The 19,074-nt window shown below is 33.5% G+C and carries 17 protein-coding genes; 13 read left to right on the forward strand and 4 right to left on the reverse strand.

What is annotated here, in order from left to right; all coding sequences use genetic code 11:
- Positions 1 to 48: 48 nt before the first annotated feature.
- On the forward strand, positions 49 to 855 hold the full coding sequence (locus EKM77_RS07765; RefSeq protein ID WP_164507740.1) for an HAD family hydrolase: 807 nt from the start codon (positions 49 to 51) through the stop codon (positions 853 to 855).
- Between the two features lie 9 nt (positions 856 to 864).
- On the forward strand, positions 865 to 1,818 hold the full coding sequence (locus EKM77_RS07770; RefSeq protein ID WP_125593487.1) for a LacI family DNA-binding transcriptional regulator: 954 nt from the start codon (positions 865 to 867) through the stop codon (positions 1,816 to 1,818).
- A gap of 59 nt (positions 1,819 to 1,877) precedes the next feature.
- On the opposite strand, the gene brnQ is transcribed toward EKM77_RS07770, so the two are convergent.
- Positions 1,878 to 3,200: a branched-chain amino acid transport system II carrier protein gene (brnQ, locus tag EKM77_RS07775; RefSeq protein ID WP_125593488.1), complete on the reverse strand. Its 1,323-nt coding sequence runs from the start codon at positions 3,198 to 3,200 to the stop codon at positions 1,878 to 1,880.
- 153 nt (positions 3,201 to 3,353) lie between these two features.
- On the opposite strand from brnQ, the gene EKM77_RS07780 reads away from it, so the two are divergent.
- Positions 3,354 to 3,908: a GNAT family N-acetyltransferase gene (locus EKM77_RS07780; protein ID WP_125593489.1), complete on the forward strand. Its 555-nt coding sequence runs from the start codon at positions 3,354 to 3,356 to the stop codon at positions 3,906 to 3,908.
- A 173-nt stretch (positions 3,909 to 4,081) separates the two neighbouring features.
- Here the strand turns inward: EKM77_RS07780 and EKM77_RS07785 are convergent, their stop codons facing one another.
- Both EKM77_RS07785 and EKM77_RS07790 read right to left on the reverse strand, forming a co-directional pair.
- On the reverse strand, positions 4,082 to 5,659 hold the full coding sequence (locus EKM77_RS07785) for a peptide chain release factor 3 (protein ID WP_125593490.1): 1,578 nt from the start codon (positions 5,657 to 5,659) through the stop codon (positions 4,082 to 4,084).
- 8 nt (positions 5,660 to 5,667) lie between these two features.
- Positions 5,668 to 7,023, reverse strand: a complete 1,356-nt coding sequence (locus EKM77_RS07790) for a hemolysin family protein (protein ID WP_125593598.1) — start codon at positions 7,021 to 7,023, stop codon at positions 5,668 to 5,670.
- Between the two features lie 131 nt (positions 7,024 to 7,154).
- Here EKM77_RS07790 and EKM77_RS07795 point away from each other — a divergent pair, with 131 nt between their 5' ends.
- The 8 genes from EKM77_RS07795 to EKM77_RS07830 all read left to right on the forward strand — a co-directional run bounded on the left by EKM77_RS07795 (position 7,155) and on the right by EKM77_RS07830 (position 13,179).
- A complete protein-coding gene (locus tag EKM77_RS07795) occupies positions 7,155 to 7,619 on the forward strand; it encodes a hypothetical protein (RefSeq protein WP_125593491.1) in 465 nt (154 codons plus the stop codon).
- Between the two features lie 266 nt (positions 7,620 to 7,885).
- Positions 7,886 to 8,545, forward strand: coding sequence for an amino acid ABC transporter permease (locus EKM77_RS07800; RefSeq protein ID WP_125593492.1), 660 nt, complete (start codon positions 7,886 to 7,888; stop codon positions 8,543 to 8,545).
- Positions 8,526 to 9,218, forward strand: a complete 693-nt coding sequence (locus tag EKM77_RS07805) for an amino acid ABC transporter permease (RefSeq protein ID WP_125593493.1) — start codon at positions 8,526 to 8,528, stop codon at positions 9,216 to 9,218. The genes EKM77_RS07800 and EKM77_RS07805 overlap by 20 nt, the downstream gene beginning before the upstream one ends.
- Positions 9,208 to 9,948: an amino acid ABC transporter ATP-binding protein gene (locus EKM77_RS07810; RefSeq protein ID WP_125593494.1), complete on the forward strand. Its 741-nt coding sequence runs from the start codon at positions 9,208 to 9,210 to the stop codon at positions 9,946 to 9,948. The genes EKM77_RS07805 and EKM77_RS07810 overlap by 11 nt, the downstream gene beginning before the upstream one ends.
- Positions 9,949 to 9,971: 23 nt before the next feature.
- Positions 9,972 to 10,826, forward strand: coding sequence for a transporter substrate-binding domain-containing protein (locus tag EKM77_RS07815; protein ID WP_125593495.1), 855 nt, complete (start codon positions 9,972 to 9,974; stop codon positions 10,824 to 10,826).
- A gap of 85 nt (positions 10,827 to 10,911) precedes the next feature.
- Positions 10,912 to 11,700 (forward strand): transporter substrate-binding domain-containing protein, encoded by a 789-nt coding sequence (locus tag EKM77_RS07820; RefSeq protein ID WP_125593496.1) that lies wholly within the window; start codon positions 10,912 to 10,914, stop codon positions 11,698 to 11,700.
- Between the two features lie 37 nt (positions 11,701 to 11,737).
- Positions 11,738 to 12,433 carry an amino acid ABC transporter permease gene (locus tag EKM77_RS07825; RefSeq protein ID WP_125593497.1) on the forward strand — a complete coding sequence of 232 codons (696 nt, stop codon included), beginning with the start codon at positions 11,738 to 11,740 and terminating at the stop codon, positions 12,431 to 12,433.
- Positions 12,433 to 13,179, forward strand: a complete 747-nt coding sequence (locus EKM77_RS07830) for an amino acid ABC transporter ATP-binding protein (RefSeq protein ID WP_125593498.1) — start codon at positions 12,433 to 12,435, stop codon at positions 13,177 to 13,179. The genes EKM77_RS07825 and EKM77_RS07830 overlap by 1 nt, the downstream gene beginning before the upstream one ends.
- Before the next feature lie 50 nt (positions 13,180 to 13,229).
- Here EKM77_RS07830 and ntdP read toward each other — a convergent pair whose 3' ends face one another.
- Complete coding sequence (gene ntdP / locus EKM77_RS07835; protein WP_125593499.1) at positions 13,230 to 13,763, reverse strand: nucleoside tri-diphosphate phosphatase; 534 nt, start codon at positions 13,761 to 13,763, stop codon at positions 13,230 to 13,232.
- A gap of 182 nt (positions 13,764 to 13,945) precedes the next feature.
- Between ntdP and cas9 the strand changes: the two genes are divergently transcribed.
- A complete protein-coding gene (gene cas9 / locus EKM77_RS07840; protein WP_125593500.1) occupies positions 13,946 to 18,043 on the forward strand; it encodes a type II CRISPR RNA-guided endonuclease Cas9 in 4,098 nt (1,365 codons plus the stop codon).
- A gap of 151 nt (positions 18,044 to 18,194) precedes the next feature.
- A complete protein-coding gene (cas1, locus tag EKM77_RS07845) occupies positions 18,195 to 19,073 on the forward strand; it encodes a type II CRISPR-associated endonuclease Cas1 (RefSeq protein ID WP_125593501.1) in 879 nt (292 codons plus the stop codon).
- Position 19,074: the final 1 nt, after the last annotated feature.

Consider the following 19,074-nt stretch of genomic DNA (forward strand, 5'->3'; position numbering starts at 1 on the left):
ACGCGTTTCAGAAATTAATATAAATATATAAATTGAATGGAGAATAAAATGATAAAGCATATTTTTTCAGATATGGATAATACTCTTTTAAATGAAATTGGTGTAGTTAGTGAGGGCAATATCAAGGCTATTAAAGATAGCAAGATTCCTTTTACATTAGTATCTGCACGCGCACCGATGGAAATGAAAGATACCATCGACAAATTAAACTTAACTAGTGCCCAAATTGCTTTTAATGGCGGATTGATTTTTAAACCAGCAAATAACTCCATTGAAAAAATTTCCGAGCATAACCTACCTTTAAAAACGGTTGAAGAAATAATCGACCAAGTTAAGTCTAACTTTCCTGACGTAAGTGTCAGCACTTACGATACTGACAACTGGTATTCAGAAAAAATAGACTTTGGAATTGAATATGAATCCAAAATAACTTCAATTGATCCAACTATTGTGAATTTTAAAGAACTTTTTGCAAACAAGAATGATAATTTCTTCAAAATAATGTTAATAACTCCTACCGCAAAAGAAGTTATTGATTTACACAAGTTCATAACTAATTTGAATATTGAAAATATCTCAGTTCAACAATCCGGAAACAATTATCTAGAAGTTACAAATATTGATGCTCAAAAATCTCATGGGATCAAATATGTTCAAAATTTAAATAAACTTGATAAGTCTGAATTGGCTGCTTTTGGCGATGGTCATAATGATATTCCGATGTTAAAGATGGTCGCAAAACCAATTATTATGGCAAACGCTGTGGATGAAGTAAAGAAATATAGCAATTTGATCACTAAAAGTAATATTGAAGATGGAGTGGCATTTGGTATCCAAAAATTCATTGTTAATTAGGAGGCAAAAATGAATATTCATGATATTGCAAAGTTAAGCGGCTATTCTGCTGCAACTGTTTCGCGAGTTATCAACAACCGCAAGTATGTTTCAGACGATGCCAAACTTGCTGTGCAAAAAATTATCAAAGAATACGATTATGTTCCTAATGATGTGGCAAGAGATCTTAGTAAAGGTAAAACTCATAACATCGGCGTAGTTATGCCCTATACAAAACATCCCTACTACACTGGAATTATTAACGGTGTCATGGATGCTGCTTTTCCAGCTGGTTATCGAATTGTTTTATTGCCTTCGATGTATGATGCTGACGTAGAGATGAATTATCTGAATCGATTACGGCGCAAAGCCTATGATGCTATTATTTTTACTTCCCACGGAGTAACTTTAGATGATTTACTTGAATATCAAAAATATGGTTCGATCGTTTGTTGTCATGATCCTGGTAATTACGATATTTCAGCTGCTTACACTGAAAGAATTGATTCATATTTAAAAGCCTTTACTTGGGCTAAAGCTCAAAACGTAAAAAAAGTGGCTATTTTATTAAGTCGTAACTTTGAATTGAGTGCCACCAGTCAATTAACTAGAAAAGCATTTATTAAAATATTCCATCATGAACCACTTGAGTCACTTTTACGAACTGATGTAATTACATATAGCGATGGATATCGATCAGCTCAATCATTTTATAAAAATAATGTCACACCAGATTTGATTTTTGCTAATGGCGACGACGTTGCTACTGGAGCTAGACAATTTTATTTAGATCATCATTTACCAATACCAACATTGATCGGTCAAGAAAATCAATTATCTGGACAATTGTTAAACCTACCTACTATCGATCATAATTTTCATGAGATAGGCAGATTGGCATTTGAACTAGCAATCGGTGATGAAACTAAACAAGTATCGGTTGCTTCAAGATTCATTCTTAGAAATCAAAACGATCACAATTAAAAAATCGAGTATCAGTAGAAAACCTTTGATGTAGTTTCCTAGTGATACTCGATTTTTATTTAATTCTTCTTAAAATTCGCGATACAATATCCCAAAGCCAACCCAATAGCGGCTGGTACGACCCATGATAATCCCATATTTGATAGAGGTAAATAATCATTCATTTTGATAAATCCAGCTACTTGTAGATTCTTTGGCATAGAAACTGCTCCAGATAAAGCTGCCGGAATAAGCGTGAATAAGGTTGTCATTCCATAGATCCAACGTGAATCACCAAATATCGGTGACAAAACTGCCAACAATATTAAAACGATTGCTAACGGATAAATAAACATCAAAACCGGTGTGGAATATTTAATAATATTCGTTAATCCAACATTTGCAAAAACACATGGTACAATACTGGCAAAAATGATCAAAATTTTATATGAAATTCTTGGAAACATATCATGCATTGATTCCCCAAAAGCTGAAATTAGTCCAATTGCTGTTTTTAAACAAGCAATAATTACGATCAAGGCTAAAAGTACACTACCAAATGATCCAAAATAATAATTGAAGATTTGAGCCAATGTAATACCACCATTTTCAGCTCTAGCAAATTGACCTAAACTCATTGTTCCAATGAATGCCAATAATGAATAAATTGCACCCATCAAAACTACACTGATAATTCCTGATTTAATCGTATCTTTAGCTATTTGCGTCGGTTCAGTTATTCCTAGATTTTTAATAGCTTCTACAACAATAGTTCCAAATGCTAATGATGCCAAGGCATCCATAGTGTTATAACCTTCAGTAAATCCGCTAAAAATCGGATTTTTTACATAAGCCTTATTTGCCGCAAACGAAAAACTTCCCATTGGTTTCACTAATGCAACAATGATCAGTATTCCTAATAATACTAAAAACATTGGTGTTAACCATTTGCCAACATAGGTCATCAATTTACTAGGTTTACGCGCAAAAAACCAAGCGACTAGGAAAAAAATTACCGAAAATATAATTAATACTAATTTTTCATTTCCATCACTTATAAAAGGTACGATCCCCATTTGAAATGAAGAAGTCGCTAAACGAGGTGTCGCAAAAAATGGACCTATCGTCAAATAAAGTAAAATTGTAAAACCATAAGCATAAGGACGATTAACTTTTTGGGCTAGCTCGAATACATTATCACTACGAGTCATCCCCATTCCGGCAACACCCAGCAATGGTAAGCCGATTCCGGCAATCAAAAAACCAATAACAGCAAGAATAACTTTGTTCCCCGCTTGCTGACCTAAAAATACTGGAAATATTAAATTTCCAGCTCCAAAAAAAAGTCCAAATAACATTGAACCGATGAATAACAAATCACGCCACGATAATTTAGATTTCATTTTACAAACTCCCCTAGATAGCACTATTACAAAGATACCAATTTTTCAAAACTTAATACAGTTTTTTTGGATAATTAGTATTCTGCAAAACATCAAACTTTGCTAATAGTTTTAAATGACCTAAAATAGAAATTAATTCTGGGAGATGATGGAATGAAACAAGTTGGAACCATTCCTCTTGAAACAAAACGTCTGATACTTAGACGTTTAACGATCGAGGACTCTGAAGATATGTTCAATAACTGGGCAAGTGACTATAAAGTTACTAAATATTTAAGTTGGAGAACCTATAAATCAGTGGAAACTGCTAAAGATTTTTTAATTCAAAAGGAAAAAGATTATCTTAGTCCCTCAACATATGACTGGGGGATCGTGATTAAAGATACCAATGAATTAATTGGCACCATATCAGTCGTAAATATTGAGGAGAAGACTTATACAATGGAAATCGGCTATTGTATTGGATCAAAGTGGTGGGGTAACGGTTATACCCCTGAAGCTTTGGAACGTATAATTGAATTTCTCTTTGAAATGACTGATGTTAACCGCATTGAAGCTAAGCATGACGATAATAATCATAACTCCGGACGAGTAATGACGAAATGTCACATGAGATTTGAGGGAATCTTGCGCGACAAAGGGTTAAATAATAATGGTGTCTGTGATGAAGCTTGTCATTCTATTTTACGTCGTGAATACGATTATTGATTTATTTCTTTCTGTCTAAACCAAAAAAAGAGTCTTGGACAAAACTATTTTGTCTCGAAATATGCAGCATAAACGTGGAACAAAACATAGCTTTTTCCGCTTAAAATGAAAAGATCCAGTAATCTAAAATCAGATTACTGGATCTTTTCGCCTTAATGCTCGAAAAACGTCTTCTACAACTTAGAAGTTAACTTAACATCTGGATATTTATTAACAAACCAATTCTCAGCAAATCTATTTTCAAACAAGAATAATGGCTTGTCATCTAAGTCTTTCACTAGCATATTTCTAGTAGATGACATTGCTGGATCTAGTTGTTCTGGATCGATCCAGCGGGCGGTTCTAGAACCGATTGGTTTCATAATAACATCACAGTTATATTCATTTTTCATTCTAAATTGGAAAACTTCAAACTGCAATTGACCAACGGCACCTAAGATATAATCATTAGTCGTATAAGTTCTATACAACTGAACAGCACCTTCTTGAACAAGCTGTTGCATTCCCTTGTGGAAAGATTTTTGCTTCATAACATTTTTAGCTTGAACTTCCATGAACATTTCTGGTGTAAATTGTGGAAGATCTTCAAATTGAATCGACTTCTTACCGGTATAAATGGTATCGCCAATTTGGAAATTACCAGTATCGTACAGTCCAACAATATCACCGGCAACGGCAGTCTTAACTTGTTCTCTTTGATCAGACATAAATTCAGTGGCGTTATTTAAACGCATGACTTTACCAGTTCTTTGCAAGGTAACATCCATACCCTTTTCAAATTCACCTGAACAAATACGCACAAAAGCAATTCTATCACGATGATTAGGATTCATATTAGCTTGAATTTTGAAGACAAAAGCTGAAAATTCAGGATCATCAGGCTTAACTACTTCATCACTATTTTGCATTTTATGTTCTGCTGGAGCTGGTGCCATATCTAAGAAGGTATCCAAAAATGTTTGAACACCAAAATTAGTTAGTGCTGAACCAAAGAAGACTGGTGTTTGATCACCTTTTTTGATTTTTTCAAGGTCGAAACTATTCCCAGCTTCTTTGATCAAATCTACTTCACCAACAGCTTGTTCATAAACTCCTTCGCCTTCTAATTCTTCATTTCCAGCAGGAAGTTTTCCATTAGTTAATGGAAGGTAGCGGTCATCGCCTTCTTTACGATAAAGTTCAATGCGTTCATTAGCAATATCGTACAAGCCCTTTAATTCCTTACCCATACCGATCGGCCAATTCATAGCACAGCCTTCGATATTAAGCAATTCTTCAAGTTCAGCGATTAAATCAAGCGGATCACGACCATCTCGATCTAGTTTGTTCATAAATGTAAAAATAGGAATACCACGTTTTTTAACAACTTTAAATAACTTCTTTGTTTGTGGCTCAATACCCTTAGCAGAGTCAATAACCATGACAGCCGCATCGACCGCCATCAAAGTACGGTATGTATCTTCAGAGAAATCCTCATGTCCTGGAGTATCCAAGATATTAACGTCTTTATCATGATAGTGAAATTGCATAACAGAACTAGTAACTGAAATACCACGCTTCTTTTCAATTTCCATCCAGTCACTTGTCGCAAATTGACCTGATTTTTTGGCTTTAACGGTACCGGCAGAACGAATTACCCCACCAAAATAGAGCATTTGCTCTGTTATTGTTGTCTTACCAGCATCCGGGTGAGAAATAATTGCAAATGTTCTACGCTTGTTAACTTCATTTTCTAATTGTTTTTGTTCCATATTATCTCCTAATAACTCTTCTTAAACATGTTGCCTGTAACTGTTTTTACTTTTTCATTTGGGATGGTTACGATGACATCCTCAATTTTTGAACCGTCCATTGTACCAGAGGTCAACTCGGTTCCATCATCCAAGGTAAATGATTTAGGATGATTGTTGTCGGGAATTTCTCCAACGTTCATAATTAAAAATCCTGCGATGGTATCCACATCATCCACATGAATGTCTTCGTCAAACATATCATTAAAATCTTCAATTGATAAACGACCGAAAACAGAATATTTATTAGGACTGATACGTTGATAATTAGAAGTGGCTTCATCATACTCATCATCGATCTCACCAACAATTTCTTCTAATATATCTTCAATCGTTGCCAATCCAACAATTCCACCATATTCATCAACAACCATACTAATTTGTGTTTGTGTGCTACGCATCTTTAATAAGACAGCGTCAATGTTAGTTGATTCCTGAACAAATAGAGGCTCCGTCATGATTTCATTAAAACTAATATTATCAAATCCGGACTCACGAGCCTTTTTTAAAAGATCCTTAATATGAACGATCCCAATAACTTTATCCTTATCACCACCATAAATCGGGATTCTAGAATACGGTTGATTTAAAATGGCGTCAATATTTTCATTGATAGGATCATTTATATCGATCATGAAAGCATCAATTCGAGGAACCATGATTTCTCGAACTGTTTTATCACCAAAGCGAATGATCCCTTGTAACATCTCAAATTCGTCAGAATTTATCGTTCCACTCTGACGTGACTTTTGAATAGTTGCAAGCATTTCATTTCGACTTACTGGTTCATCTTTTTGACTAAAGTCAATTGGTGTTATCTTCATCAAGAGTTCAATCGTAATCGTCAACAACCAGACAAACGGTTTTAAAAATTTACCAAAAATAGTGATCATTGGTTCTGTAAAACTTGCCACTTGGTATGGACGATGTAATGCGATCCTTTTAGGATATAATTCACCGAATACTAGTGATATATAAGAAAGTATCACTGTAATAACAATAATAGAAACTTCTCGACTTCCCGGGAAAGTTCCGATCAAACTTTCAAATCTAGTACTTAAACTTGTTGCAGCACTAGCAGATGAAAGAAATCCTGCTAAAGTAATTGCTACTTGAATAGTTGATAAGAAACTATTCGGATTATTGATTGCTTTTAAAACCTTAACAGCCCGACGGTTACCATTATCGGCTTTCTCCTCCACCTTCGTTTTATTAACTGAGACAATTGCCATTTCGCCAGCAGCAAAAAAGGCATTCAAAAGTGTTAGAACAACAATTAAGATCAGCTGACCTAAAAGCGTCGCTCCGGTAGGATCATCACTCATTAAATTTCCACTCTCTTTCATAAAGAACTTTAAACAAAATTGATAGAATCATTATAGCAGGTGTTAAAGTTTTCAACAATAAAGCTTTTTCATGCTAGAATTAAGGTATCAATAGATTTGAGGTACTAGAAATGTCTAATAAGAAAATTGCAGTTATTTATCTTTTCTTTTTTATCATTCCATATATAGTTTGTTTAGGTGTCGTGGGTATTGCATATAACGCCCTAGTCCTACACGCTCTAACGTGGAGAGTAATCGCTGGTGGAGTTGTCGGTGCATTTGGAATGTTTGCCGTCAAAGTTATCGCTCAACGTCCGGTTTTAATTATGTATCGATCATCAACTAAAAAGCCGCTCAAAGAATTAATAAATTTCTTTATCCTTGAACGCAAAAGAACGACTATCGGTTTAAATTTAATTGTTGATTTTCTTTTATCGATCGCAAGTATTTATATCGTTGCAAAATTAATTCCATTATCAACAATTATCGGTTCTGCAATCGGCTGGTTAGTGCTGATACTCGTTGTGTCACTAACTTTAGCATCGTATTTAGAATTTGAATCTCTTTCCATATATTCTAGTAAAAAAGGAAAATGAGAAAAAAAACACTTGACTTAGAGAAATTTTAATAATAGTCTTTAGACATCAAATTAATCAAGGGAGGTTTTAGACATGACAAATTTTAACAACGTAAAACAAATGCAAGCATGTTGTTGTGTAGTAATGATGCAAAATACATTACTATACTATTTCGGCATGCCTAATACCACTCTCAATTAATAAAACACGTAGTGTAAACAATTAAGGAGAGCTGACATTAGTCAGCTCTCCTTTTTTTATTACCTACTGGAGGGGGGAAACAAATGAGTTTTGAAATTATCAAACAAAGCTTGCCAATGTTTCAACAAGGCTTTATCTTAACGCTCTACCTATCACTGATTGGAATCGTTGGTTCAGCTATTGTTGGTATAATTTGCAGCTTAGTACAATATTTTAAGATTCCAGTTTTAGATAAAGTTCTTCAAGTCTATATCGAAATTTCTAGAAATACACCGTTGTTGATTCAGTTATTCTTCTTGTACTACGCATTTCCAGCTATGGGCATAAAAATGAGTGCACAGCTTTGTGGGATCATCGGATTGATCTTCTTGGGTGGAAGTTACATGGCAGCAGGATTCAGTGGTGGATTTAATGGAGTTAGTAAAAAACAAGTTGAGTCAGGTAAAGCAATCGGACTTAATCGTTGGCAACTAGCAAGATATGTTGTCTTTCCACAAGGATTTGCATTGAGCATCCCTGCTTTAGCCGCAAACATTATCTTTTTGATCAAGGAAACTTCGATTTTCACCGTTATTGCAATTCCGGAATTAACCAATACTGCATTGGATTTGATCGGTCTGTACTACAATTCAAATGAATATTTATTCGTCTTAGTTGTTGCATACGCAATCATCTTAATTCCACTATCAATTATTCTGACACTTTTGGAGAGGAGGGTTCGTTATGGCACATTCGGGAATTAACGTTTTGTTTGAGGGAACAAATCTCACACGCCTATTGTTAGGAATGTGGACCACTTTTAAAATTGCTGCTGTAGCAATTATTATTGGTTTGATTATCGGCGTTATTTTAGGAATACTGCGAACTTTCCACAATCCAATTTTAAGATTTATTTTAAGAATATATCTTGAATTTTTCAGAATCGTTCCAACAGTAGTTTTATTATTCTTATTCTATTATATTTTGCCAAGGCAAATGAATCTCCATATGCCAGGTACTCAAGTGGCAACACTTGTCTTTGCTTTATGGGTCGCAGCAGAAATGAGTGATATTGTCCGTGGAGCTTTAATTTCTGTCCCGATCCATCAAAAAGAATCTGGCTTAGCCATCGGTCTAAATAGATTCCAACTTTACCGCTACGTTTTAGTTCCACAAGCAGTTCAATTGGAACTTCCGGCAACGATCAACTTAGTAACTAGAGTTATCAAAACTACTTCACTTTTAATGCTGATCAGTGTCATGGACGTTGTTAATATCGGTCAACAAATCGTGGAAGCTAATAATCAAAAATATCCAACCGGAGTTTTTTGGATCTATGGATTAATATTCTTACTATATTTTCTGATCGACTACCCATTATCATGGTGGGCCGGACGTTTAGAGAAAAAGAGATTGGAGCAGGCAAATGGCGAATGAGGTTTTAAAGGTCGAACACCTTGAAAAGTATTATCAAAAGAAACATGTTTTACACGACATCAACTTCTCCATTTCTAAGGGTGAAGTTATTACATTACTTGGACCCTCAGGATCAGGAAAAAGTACTTTGATCAGATGTCTTAACGGTCTTGAGGACTTTAGAAATGGTGAAATAACCTTTGAAAATAAAAAAGTTATTCCAAACGAAAAAAATTGGCAACAGTTACGACAAAAAATTGGAATGGTCTTCCAAAGTTACGACCTCTTTCCTAACCTAACTGTTTTAGACAATATTTTGTTGGGACCAACTAAAGTACAAAAAAGAAACGTTGATGAGGTAAAACAAGAAGTTGACGAATTATTAGAGAAAGTTGACTTATTGGATTATAAAAATGTCTATCCTAGACAATTATCCGGTGGTCAAAAACAAAGAATCGCCATTGTCAGAGCACTTGCACTACATCCAGAATTTATGCTCTTTGATGAAGTAACTGCATCACTTGATCCAGAAATGGTTCGTGGGGTTTTAAACATTATTCAGGATCTAGCTGATGAAGACGACATGACTATGATCATCGTCACTCATGAAATGAATTTTGCACAACAAATAGCTGATCGAGTTTTATTCTTGAAAGACGGCAGTATTCTTGAAGATACTCCGGGAAAAGAATTCTTTAAGAATCCAGCTACTGATCAAGCTAAAGAATTTTTACAAAGTATGAATTTTTAGTTTATATATTGGGGGAAAATATTATGAAACATAAATTATTGGTTAAATTAGTTGCACTGGTCGGAATAATCGCCAGTATTACATTGATCCTAGCGGGATGTGGTTCGTCTTCTTCATCTAGTGCTGATAGTAACAATCCTAGCAGTGTTGAAAAGATCAAGAAACGTGGTACCATTCGAGTTGCTGTCTTTGGCGATTTGCCACCTTATGGTTGGGTAAATAAAGATGGTAAGCGAGTTGGTTACGATATTACTTTAGCAAGAAGGATTGCTAAGGATTTAAATGTTAAACTTAAGTTTGTACAAGTAAATGCGAATAATCGTGTTGATGCTTTGAATTCTAATAAAGTAGATATTGTTTTGGCAAACTTCACTGTTACACCTGAAAGAAAAGATGTTGTTGACTTTGCTAAAGCCTATATGAAAGTTTCAGTTGGGGTCGTATCACCAAAGGACAACCCAATTACTAAAGTTGATCAACTTAAAGGCAAAAATTTGATCGTTACTAAAGGAACTACCGCTGAAAACTACTTCACATCTAAACAAAAAGATGTCGACTTACTAAAATTCGATTCTAAAACACAACAATTCAATGCTTTAAAGAATAATCGTGGTGTAGCTTTGGCAGATGATAACTCATATCTATACGCTTGGGTAAAAAATAATCCTACATATACTGTAGGTATCAAAAACATTGGACCTAATCAATACATCTCACCTGCTGTTAAGAAGGGCAACAAGTCATTACTAAATTGGACTAACAAAGAAATCAAGAAACTAAATAAACAAAGTTTCTTTACAGACGACTACAACAGTCAATTGAAACCATATTTTGGTGATGAAGTAAAACCATCAGATATTATTCTTCCACAAAAGTAAAGTTTAAAGGCTTATCTTTTTAAACATATTACTATTTGTGAGAAAATAGAAACTGGAAAATTTTATAATTGGGAGATTACTTAAGATGAAGAAACGAATTGCGTTAATCATAGCCGCAGCATTTGCTTTTATATTGGTATTAAGCGGATGCTCAAGCAATAGTGCCGAAAACGACACTAAGACTAAGGGAACATTAACAGTTGGACTTGAGGGGACCTTTGCACCTTATTCTTATCGTGAAAAAGGTAAACTAACTGGATTTGAAGTTGAATTAGCTAGAGATGTTGCTAAAGAATTGGATCTTAAAGTTAAATTTGTTCCAACAAAGTGGGATTCACTTATTGCTGGATTAAATTCCAAGACATTTGATGTTGTTTTCAACAACGTTGCTATCAATGCTTCACGTAAGAAACAATATATTTTCTCAACACCATACATCTACTCAAGATCTGTTATTGTTACTAAAAAAGACAATACTGAGATCACATCGATCGACGATGTTAAAGGTAAGAAGTTAGGTGAAGGTACTGGTACTGATAACTACAATAAAGCTAAGAAATTTGGTGCCGATGTAGTTCCATCATCAGATTACCAAACAACACTATCAATGATCGATCAAGGACGTATTGCCGGTACTATTAACTCTAAAGAATCATTCTTAACATGGAAGAAAGATGGTCACCAAGATACTGACTTGCACTATATTGAAATTCCATCAAGTAAGATAGAAACATCTAAGATCGCACCTATCTACAATAAGAACTCAAAGCACTTACGTGACAGAGTGAACAAGGCTCTTAAGAAGCTCGAAAAAGATGGTACTTTAACTAAGTTATCTAAGAAATACTTTACAGATGATATTACTAAAAAATAATTTCTAATTTAAGTCAGCGAGAGGGGTTTATTATTCCATGTGGAATATTATTATAACGTCGCTTCCGGAAATGATTGGGGCAATGCTTCAGTTTACTATTCCTTTAGCCGTCATATCGTTTATCCTAGGATTGATCCTAGCCGTTTTAACAGCACTAATTAAATTTATTGAGCCTAGTGAAAATAAGGCTATTCGTTATCCTTATTTAGTTTTACGAGGTATTGCCAACTTTTATGTTTGGCTATTTCGTTCAACGCCTTTACTAGTTCAACTGTTCATCATATTCTTTGGATTGCCAAGTATTGGTGTCCAATTACCTGCTTTTACAGCCGCCGTAATTGGATTTTCACTAAATACCGGAGCTTACGCATCTGAAACTATTCGTTCTGCCCTACTATCTGTACCGCAGGATCAATGGGATGCAGCTTATACTTTGAACTTTTCAACTAGACAAACACTAATGAAAATTGTTTTGCCACAAGCTGTCAGAATTGCACTTCCTCCACTATCCAATTCATTTATTGGTTTAGTAAAGGATACATCTTTGGCCAGTTCGATCACTATTTTGGAAATGTTTCAAGTCAGCCAACAAATCACAGCTAAAAATTACCAACCATTATTAATGTATACTTTAGCCGCTGCTTTATATGCAATCATCTGTACATTGCTTAGCTGGTTGCAACATTACCTAGAGCGCAGAACATCCAAATACGTTAAAGGAAGTGAAGCATAATGATTTCAATGAAAAACATTGTTAAGAAATATGAAGGCAAAACCGTTTTGAATGACATCAGTGTGGATTTCCCTAGTGGTAAAACATCAGTCATCCTAGGACCTTCAGGATCAGGTAAATCAACTTTACTTCGTTCTTTAGATCTACTAGTTCGTCCAGAGAGCGGATCAGTCAGTTTTCCTGACTTGTCAATTGACTATGCAGGAGCGATCTCGAAAAAAGATAGTTTCAATTTGCGTAGAAAAACCAGTATGGTCTTTCAAAACTGGAACCTCTTCCCTAACCTAACTGTTTTAGACAATATTACAGCTGCTCCAATAACTGTTTTAAAAATGTCAAAAGACGATGCTAAAAAGGAAGCAAGATCACTATTGAAACAAGTCGGACTTGCTGAACTTGAGGATCGTTATCCTAGTCAGTTATCTGGTGGACAACAACAACGTATTTCCATTTGTCGTGCGTTAGCTATCAATCCTGAATATGTTCTATTGGATGAGCCTACAAGTGCCCTTGATCCCGAACTTGAAACACAAGTTTTGAAAATCTTAGAGAAACTTGCTAATGAGGGACAGTCGATGGTAATTGTTACTCATAATATGGAATTTGCTCGTTTAGTAGCTGATAAAATCGTCTTCATTGAAGATGGTAATAAAGTATTTGACGGAGCAACTAAAGAATTCTTTGAGAATCCTACTCCTAGAATTAAGGATTTCTTATCCGGAATCTCACTTGAAGCTGAAAATTAGAAAATAAAAAAAGACCGCAATCGCGGTCTTTTTTTGTATATCGAGCAATCCTAATGGTGCGACAATTCTTTGTATCGTTGCATCCATAGATCAACATAAGCTTGTGAGAATGGACCTTTTCCCTTATCGATCCAATCGATTAAAACATCCACATTGTGATGTAAGATCGTATCTATTTCTGGCGGATAATTCCACATTTTGCTGTGGGCTGCATATTCGTCTACATCTAGTAAACGCTTCTCTCCGTCAGGAAAGACCTTAACATCCAAATCGTAATCAATATATTTGATGGCCTCTTTGTCTAAAGCAAATGGTGTCGCTAAATTACAATAATAAGAAACCCCACTCTCACGAATCATAGCTATTATATTGAACCAGTAGTGCTTGTGAAAATAAACTAGTGCTGGTTCTCTTGTGACCCAACGACGACCGTCGGATTCAGTAACAAGAGTGTTCTCATTACAACCAATTATTTCGTTTTCACTTGTCTTTAACACCATTGTTTCACGCCAAGTACGATGTAAATGACCATCATGCTTATAACTCTGGATTGCTACGTAATCTCCTTCTTTAGGGATCTGCATAAATTACCCAGCTTTCCAATTCTTGTTCACGAAAAATTATAACAGAGCTGTGAAACAAATAAAAGCTAATATAAGTTTAATTGTTAATGATTTGTAATCGCTTCAATTAATTCCTTATCTCCGCAATAAATCCCGCTAACATTTGGTATTATTAAATTGTTAATTTATGGAGGTCTGATCATATGAATAGAAAAGAGACTGTTTACAATATTGGATTAGATATTGGGACTAATTCGGTAGGATGGGCAATATCTGATGATAACTATAATTTATTAAAAGCTAAAAAGATGAATCTCTGGGGTGCTAGAAAATTTGAAGAAGCAGAAACTGCGGAGGACCGTAGACTGAATCGTTCCGCTAGAAGAAGATATCGCAGGCGACGTAATCGACTAAACTGGCTAGATGAAATTTTTTCTGATGCACTATTTCAAAAAGATCCTGGATTTTTGAATCGTATGAAACATTCTTGGGTTTCAAAAAAAGATACAGATAGAGAACGTGATCCTTATAATTTATTTATTGACAAAGATTTTAATGATAAAGATTACTTCAACAAATATCCAACAATTTTCCATTTAAGAAAAGAACTAATTGAAAATAAAGAACAAGCTGATATTCGATTAGTCTATTTGGCAATCCATAACATTTTAAAGTATCGTGGAAATTTCACCTATGAACATCAAAATTTTGATGTATCACAAATGGGTAAAGGATTAGAAAGTAGTTTAAAAGAATTCAATTCAGCATTAAGTATCTTAGGAATATCATTACCTGGAGAAACAAATCTTAAAACAATTAGCACTACCTTACTAAAAAGAGACTGGAGCCCTAGTAGTAAGGTTAAAAACATTATCAATCAAATAGATACAACATTGCTCAGCAAAAACATTTCTAAAATAATTTTCAATCTATTGGTTGGTCTCAAAGTAGATTTAGTGAAACTATTCAATTTGGAAATATCAGAAAAATTGGAACTCCAATTTTCATCACCAAAAGCGGAATCCGAAATGGCAGACTGCGCAGATGTATTAAATGATGAACAAATGGAGATTATAGATTCTGCAAACGCAATATACAGTGCGATAACTTTAAAAGATATCCTTGGTGATAATACTTATATAAGTTTCGCTAAAGTAGATACTTATAAAAATCATCATGAAGACTTGATAAAATTAAAAAATATCCTCCTAAAAGTTGAAGACAAACAATTAGTCTCATCAATTAAAGATTCATATAGTAAATATATTAAACCGGGTAAGTATGTTAAACCAGGTAAATATAAAGTTGATGATTTCTACAAGGATCTAAAAAAATATCTACCCAAAATAGATGACCCAATTGCAAAAGAAGCACTTCAAAAAATAGAAAGTGGAAACTATCTTTTAAAACAAAGGACTAGAGATAATGGAACTATTCCCTATCAGTTGAATGAAATGGAATTAACTAAGATTATTGATAATCAGTCAATTTATTATCCATTTCTAAAAGAAAATAAAGATAAAATCCTTTCACTTATCAACTTTAGAATTCCTTATTACGTAGGACCACTAAATATCAAGAATCAAAATAATAAAATAAACGATTTTTCTTGGATGGTTAGAAAAGAACCTGGCGCAATTCGGCCATGGAACTTTGATGAAAAAGTCGATCGTGAAAAATCCTCCAATAATTTTATTCGTAGAATGACTGCAACTGATACATTTCTGATTGGTGAACCAGTACTTCCTAAAAATAGTTTGATATATCAGAAATACGAAGTATTAAGTGAATTGAATAATATCCGTATCATTGACGATCCTGATTCTATTCAAAAGGGTAATCGCCTAACAACTGAAATGAAACAATCTATCTACAATGAATTATTCAAGAAATATATAACAGTAACGTCCAAAAGATTAGTAGATTGGTTAATTAAAGAAAGTCACTATACATCACCAGCCATTACAGGATTAGCAAATAAAACTAAATTTTTATCAAGTTTATCCACATATCATAAATTTGTAGCGATATTTGGAAAAAGCTTTGTTGACGAACGGAAAAACTTGAATCAATTAGAAGAACTAGTGGAGTGGCAGACAGTTTTTGAGGACAGAGATATCCTAAAATTAAAATTGCAAAATTCAAAACATAATTATTCAGATAACCAAATAAGCAAACTAGTTCAAACACGCTATCAAGGTTGGGGACGACTATCAAAAAAACTTCTAACGAACTTTGTAACATCCGAAAAAATTGGTAATGAACATCAACCAACTGACCACTCTATCTTAGATTTAATGTGGCTAACTAGAAGTAATTTTATGGAAATAATAAACAGTGATAAATATAATTTTGAAGAACAAATTAAAGAATTCAACATTAATGAAAATGATGAAAAATCTCAATTAGATATGGTTAAAGAACTTCATGGATCTCCTGCTTTAAAACGTAGTATTTGGCAATCACTAATAATCGTGAAAGAGTTAGTTACATTTATGAAGCATAATCCAAAAAATATCTTTATCGAGTTTACTCGTGAAGACGAAAAATCTGTACTATCAAAATCTAGGTATAACCAGCTTAACAAGCGATATAAAAAGATCAAAAATATTGCCGCCAATCTGGAACCCAACTTAAAGGATTCGCTCTATCCCACTAAAGATTTTGAAAATTTAATGAAAGAGTATAAAGCAGAACTATCTAATACAAGGTTAATGCTGTATTTCCTACAAATGGGTAAAAGCCTTTATAGTAATAATGAAATTGATATAAACAAATTATTTACAACGGATTATCAGATCGATCATATTTTGCCACAATCCTATATTAAAGATAATTCTCTAGAAAATATGGCTCTTGTTAAAGCTTCAGAAAATCAAAGAAAAGCCAATGATCTTTTACTTGAATCAGATATTATAAATAAAAATATTAATCGTTGGCAGTATCTAAAAAAATCAGGACTAATAGGCCCTAAAAAATTTGCAAATCTAACTAGAACTGAAATTACTGAAGAACAAAAGAAGGGATTTATTAAACGTCAATTGGTTCAAACATCGCAAATGATTAAAAACGTTGCCAATATCATAGATAAAGTTTATCCAGATACTAAAGTTATCGAGACTCGAGCTAATTTGGGATCAGAATTCAGACGGACCTTTAGTAACTTAAACAAGGAAACATATCATTTTGAACATCCTGAATTTGTCAAATATAGAGATATAAATGATAACCATCATGCTCAAGACGCTTATATTGCGACTATTGTAGGAACTTATCAACTAAAAAAATATCCAAAGGATAACATGCGCTTAACCTATGGCGAATACTCAAAATTTTTCGAAGATTTAAAGAAAAAAACACGTAAGAAAAATGGTAAGATACCCTATTATTCACAAAATGGATTTGTTATCGGCTCTATGTTCAATGGAAAAAATCAAGTAAACAAAGAAAGTGGAGAAATCATTTGGGATCAATCAATTAAAGATAAAATAAGTAAAACCTTCAAATATAGACAATTTAATATTACAAAACGCAATGAAACAAAAGATGGGGTGTTATTTAATCAAACCATTACAAACCATAATGGCAAAAAATTAATTCCACGAAAAAAGGATCTTGATCCACATATTTATGGTGGATATACGGGAGACACTACATCATATATTTCATTAGTAGAGATAGACGGAAAGAACAAACTAATTACCATCCCTACTCGAATAGGCAATGAAATAGAAAAAAACAGAATTGATTTAAAGAAGTGGATTTCTGATAACACTAAGCATAAAAAAGATATTCAAATTATTCTTAAAAAAATACCTGTAGGTCAATTAATATATAGCAAAGAAAATGGATACTTATCTTTAAAATCTGCAACAGAAATTGTTAACGCTCAGCAACTCATGCTTCCCTTTGAAGAAACTGCCTTATTAAGTCTGTTGGCTAGTTCTTCTCCGGATAATTATCGTTTTATACTAAACGAGTATAATTCAGATTACTTACCTAATATATATACCCACATACTTTCTAAAATGAAAGAATTCTATCCATTTTATAAATCAGAGTATAAAAGACTGGCAGATAATATTGATGCATTTAAGGAACTTGATAGCAAAGCTCAAATTAAGACTCTTTTGGAATTGGTAAAGTTCTTACATGCAGATTCTAGAAACGCCGATTTAAACTTTGGATCTATAAAAACTGATAGATTTGGAAGAAAATCTAACGGAATCAAAATTTCTAGCACCTATATTATTCATGAATCACCTACAGGTTTATATAAAACCAGCATTCACATAGATTAAAGGGTAAAAAAAAAGACCCCCACGCGGGAGTCATCGATAAGGACTATTAACATAAATGTTGATTTTAACTTGAGTAAGTCACTTCATTTAGTTTAGAACATGTTTATTGTAATTTATTTCTACAAATATAGCAATATCTTAGGAGCTTATTATGGGATGGAAAACAATATTTATTTCTAGCAAATCAAAACTAAGTTACAAAGCTAATCATTTACTAATTCAAACCGCAACTGAAGTCAAAACAATTCCTTTCCACCAAATTGGATGCATAATGATATCTACAACTCAAACTGTCATCACCAGTTACTTAATTGCCAAATTAATGGAACAAGATATAAAAGTGATTTTCTGTGATAACGAACATGATCCCTGTTCTGAATTAACACCTTATTACTCAAATTTAAAAAGGAACCAAAATATTGAAAAACAGATTTCTTGGTCGATTTCAAAAAAAGAACAACTATGGACAGAAATAGTTACTAATAAAATTGAAAATCAAATTAAAATAATGAAGATCTTCAATCTAAACACTTCAGAAGTAGTTGAAGAACTAAATCAACTCGAAGAAAACGATCATTCTAATCGAGAAGCAATAATAGCCATGAAATATTTTCCAGCAATCTTTGGGAACAACTTTACTAGAGGAAATCATGACGAAATAACTAATGTAATGCTTAATTATGGTTACACTGTCTTACTATCAACAATTAATCAAGAGATAGCTTCTCAAGGATATTTGACTCAACTGGGAATTCATCATCACAGTCTTCAAAATGATTTCAATTTATCGAGTGATTTAATGGAACCATTTAGACAGTTCTTTGATTTAGAGGTTTTAAAAATTAGAGACGAAGAATTCAATTTAGATAATAAATTAAGATTAATTGACGTCTTGAATCATGAAATAAAATACGATGGAAAAAATTATTTAATAAGAAATGCGATAACAAAACACATTCAATATTGTTTTAAATTCATGGATTCAAAAAAAGATAACTTTGTAAAAGTAGGTATTCCAGATGAGGTGTAGA

The sequence above is a fragment of the Companilactobacillus baiquanensis genome (assembly GCF_003946605.1).
In the GTDB taxonomy this organism is placed as follows: domain Bacteria; phylum Bacillota; class Bacilli; order Lactobacillales; family Lactobacillaceae; genus Companilactobacillus; species Companilactobacillus baiquanensis.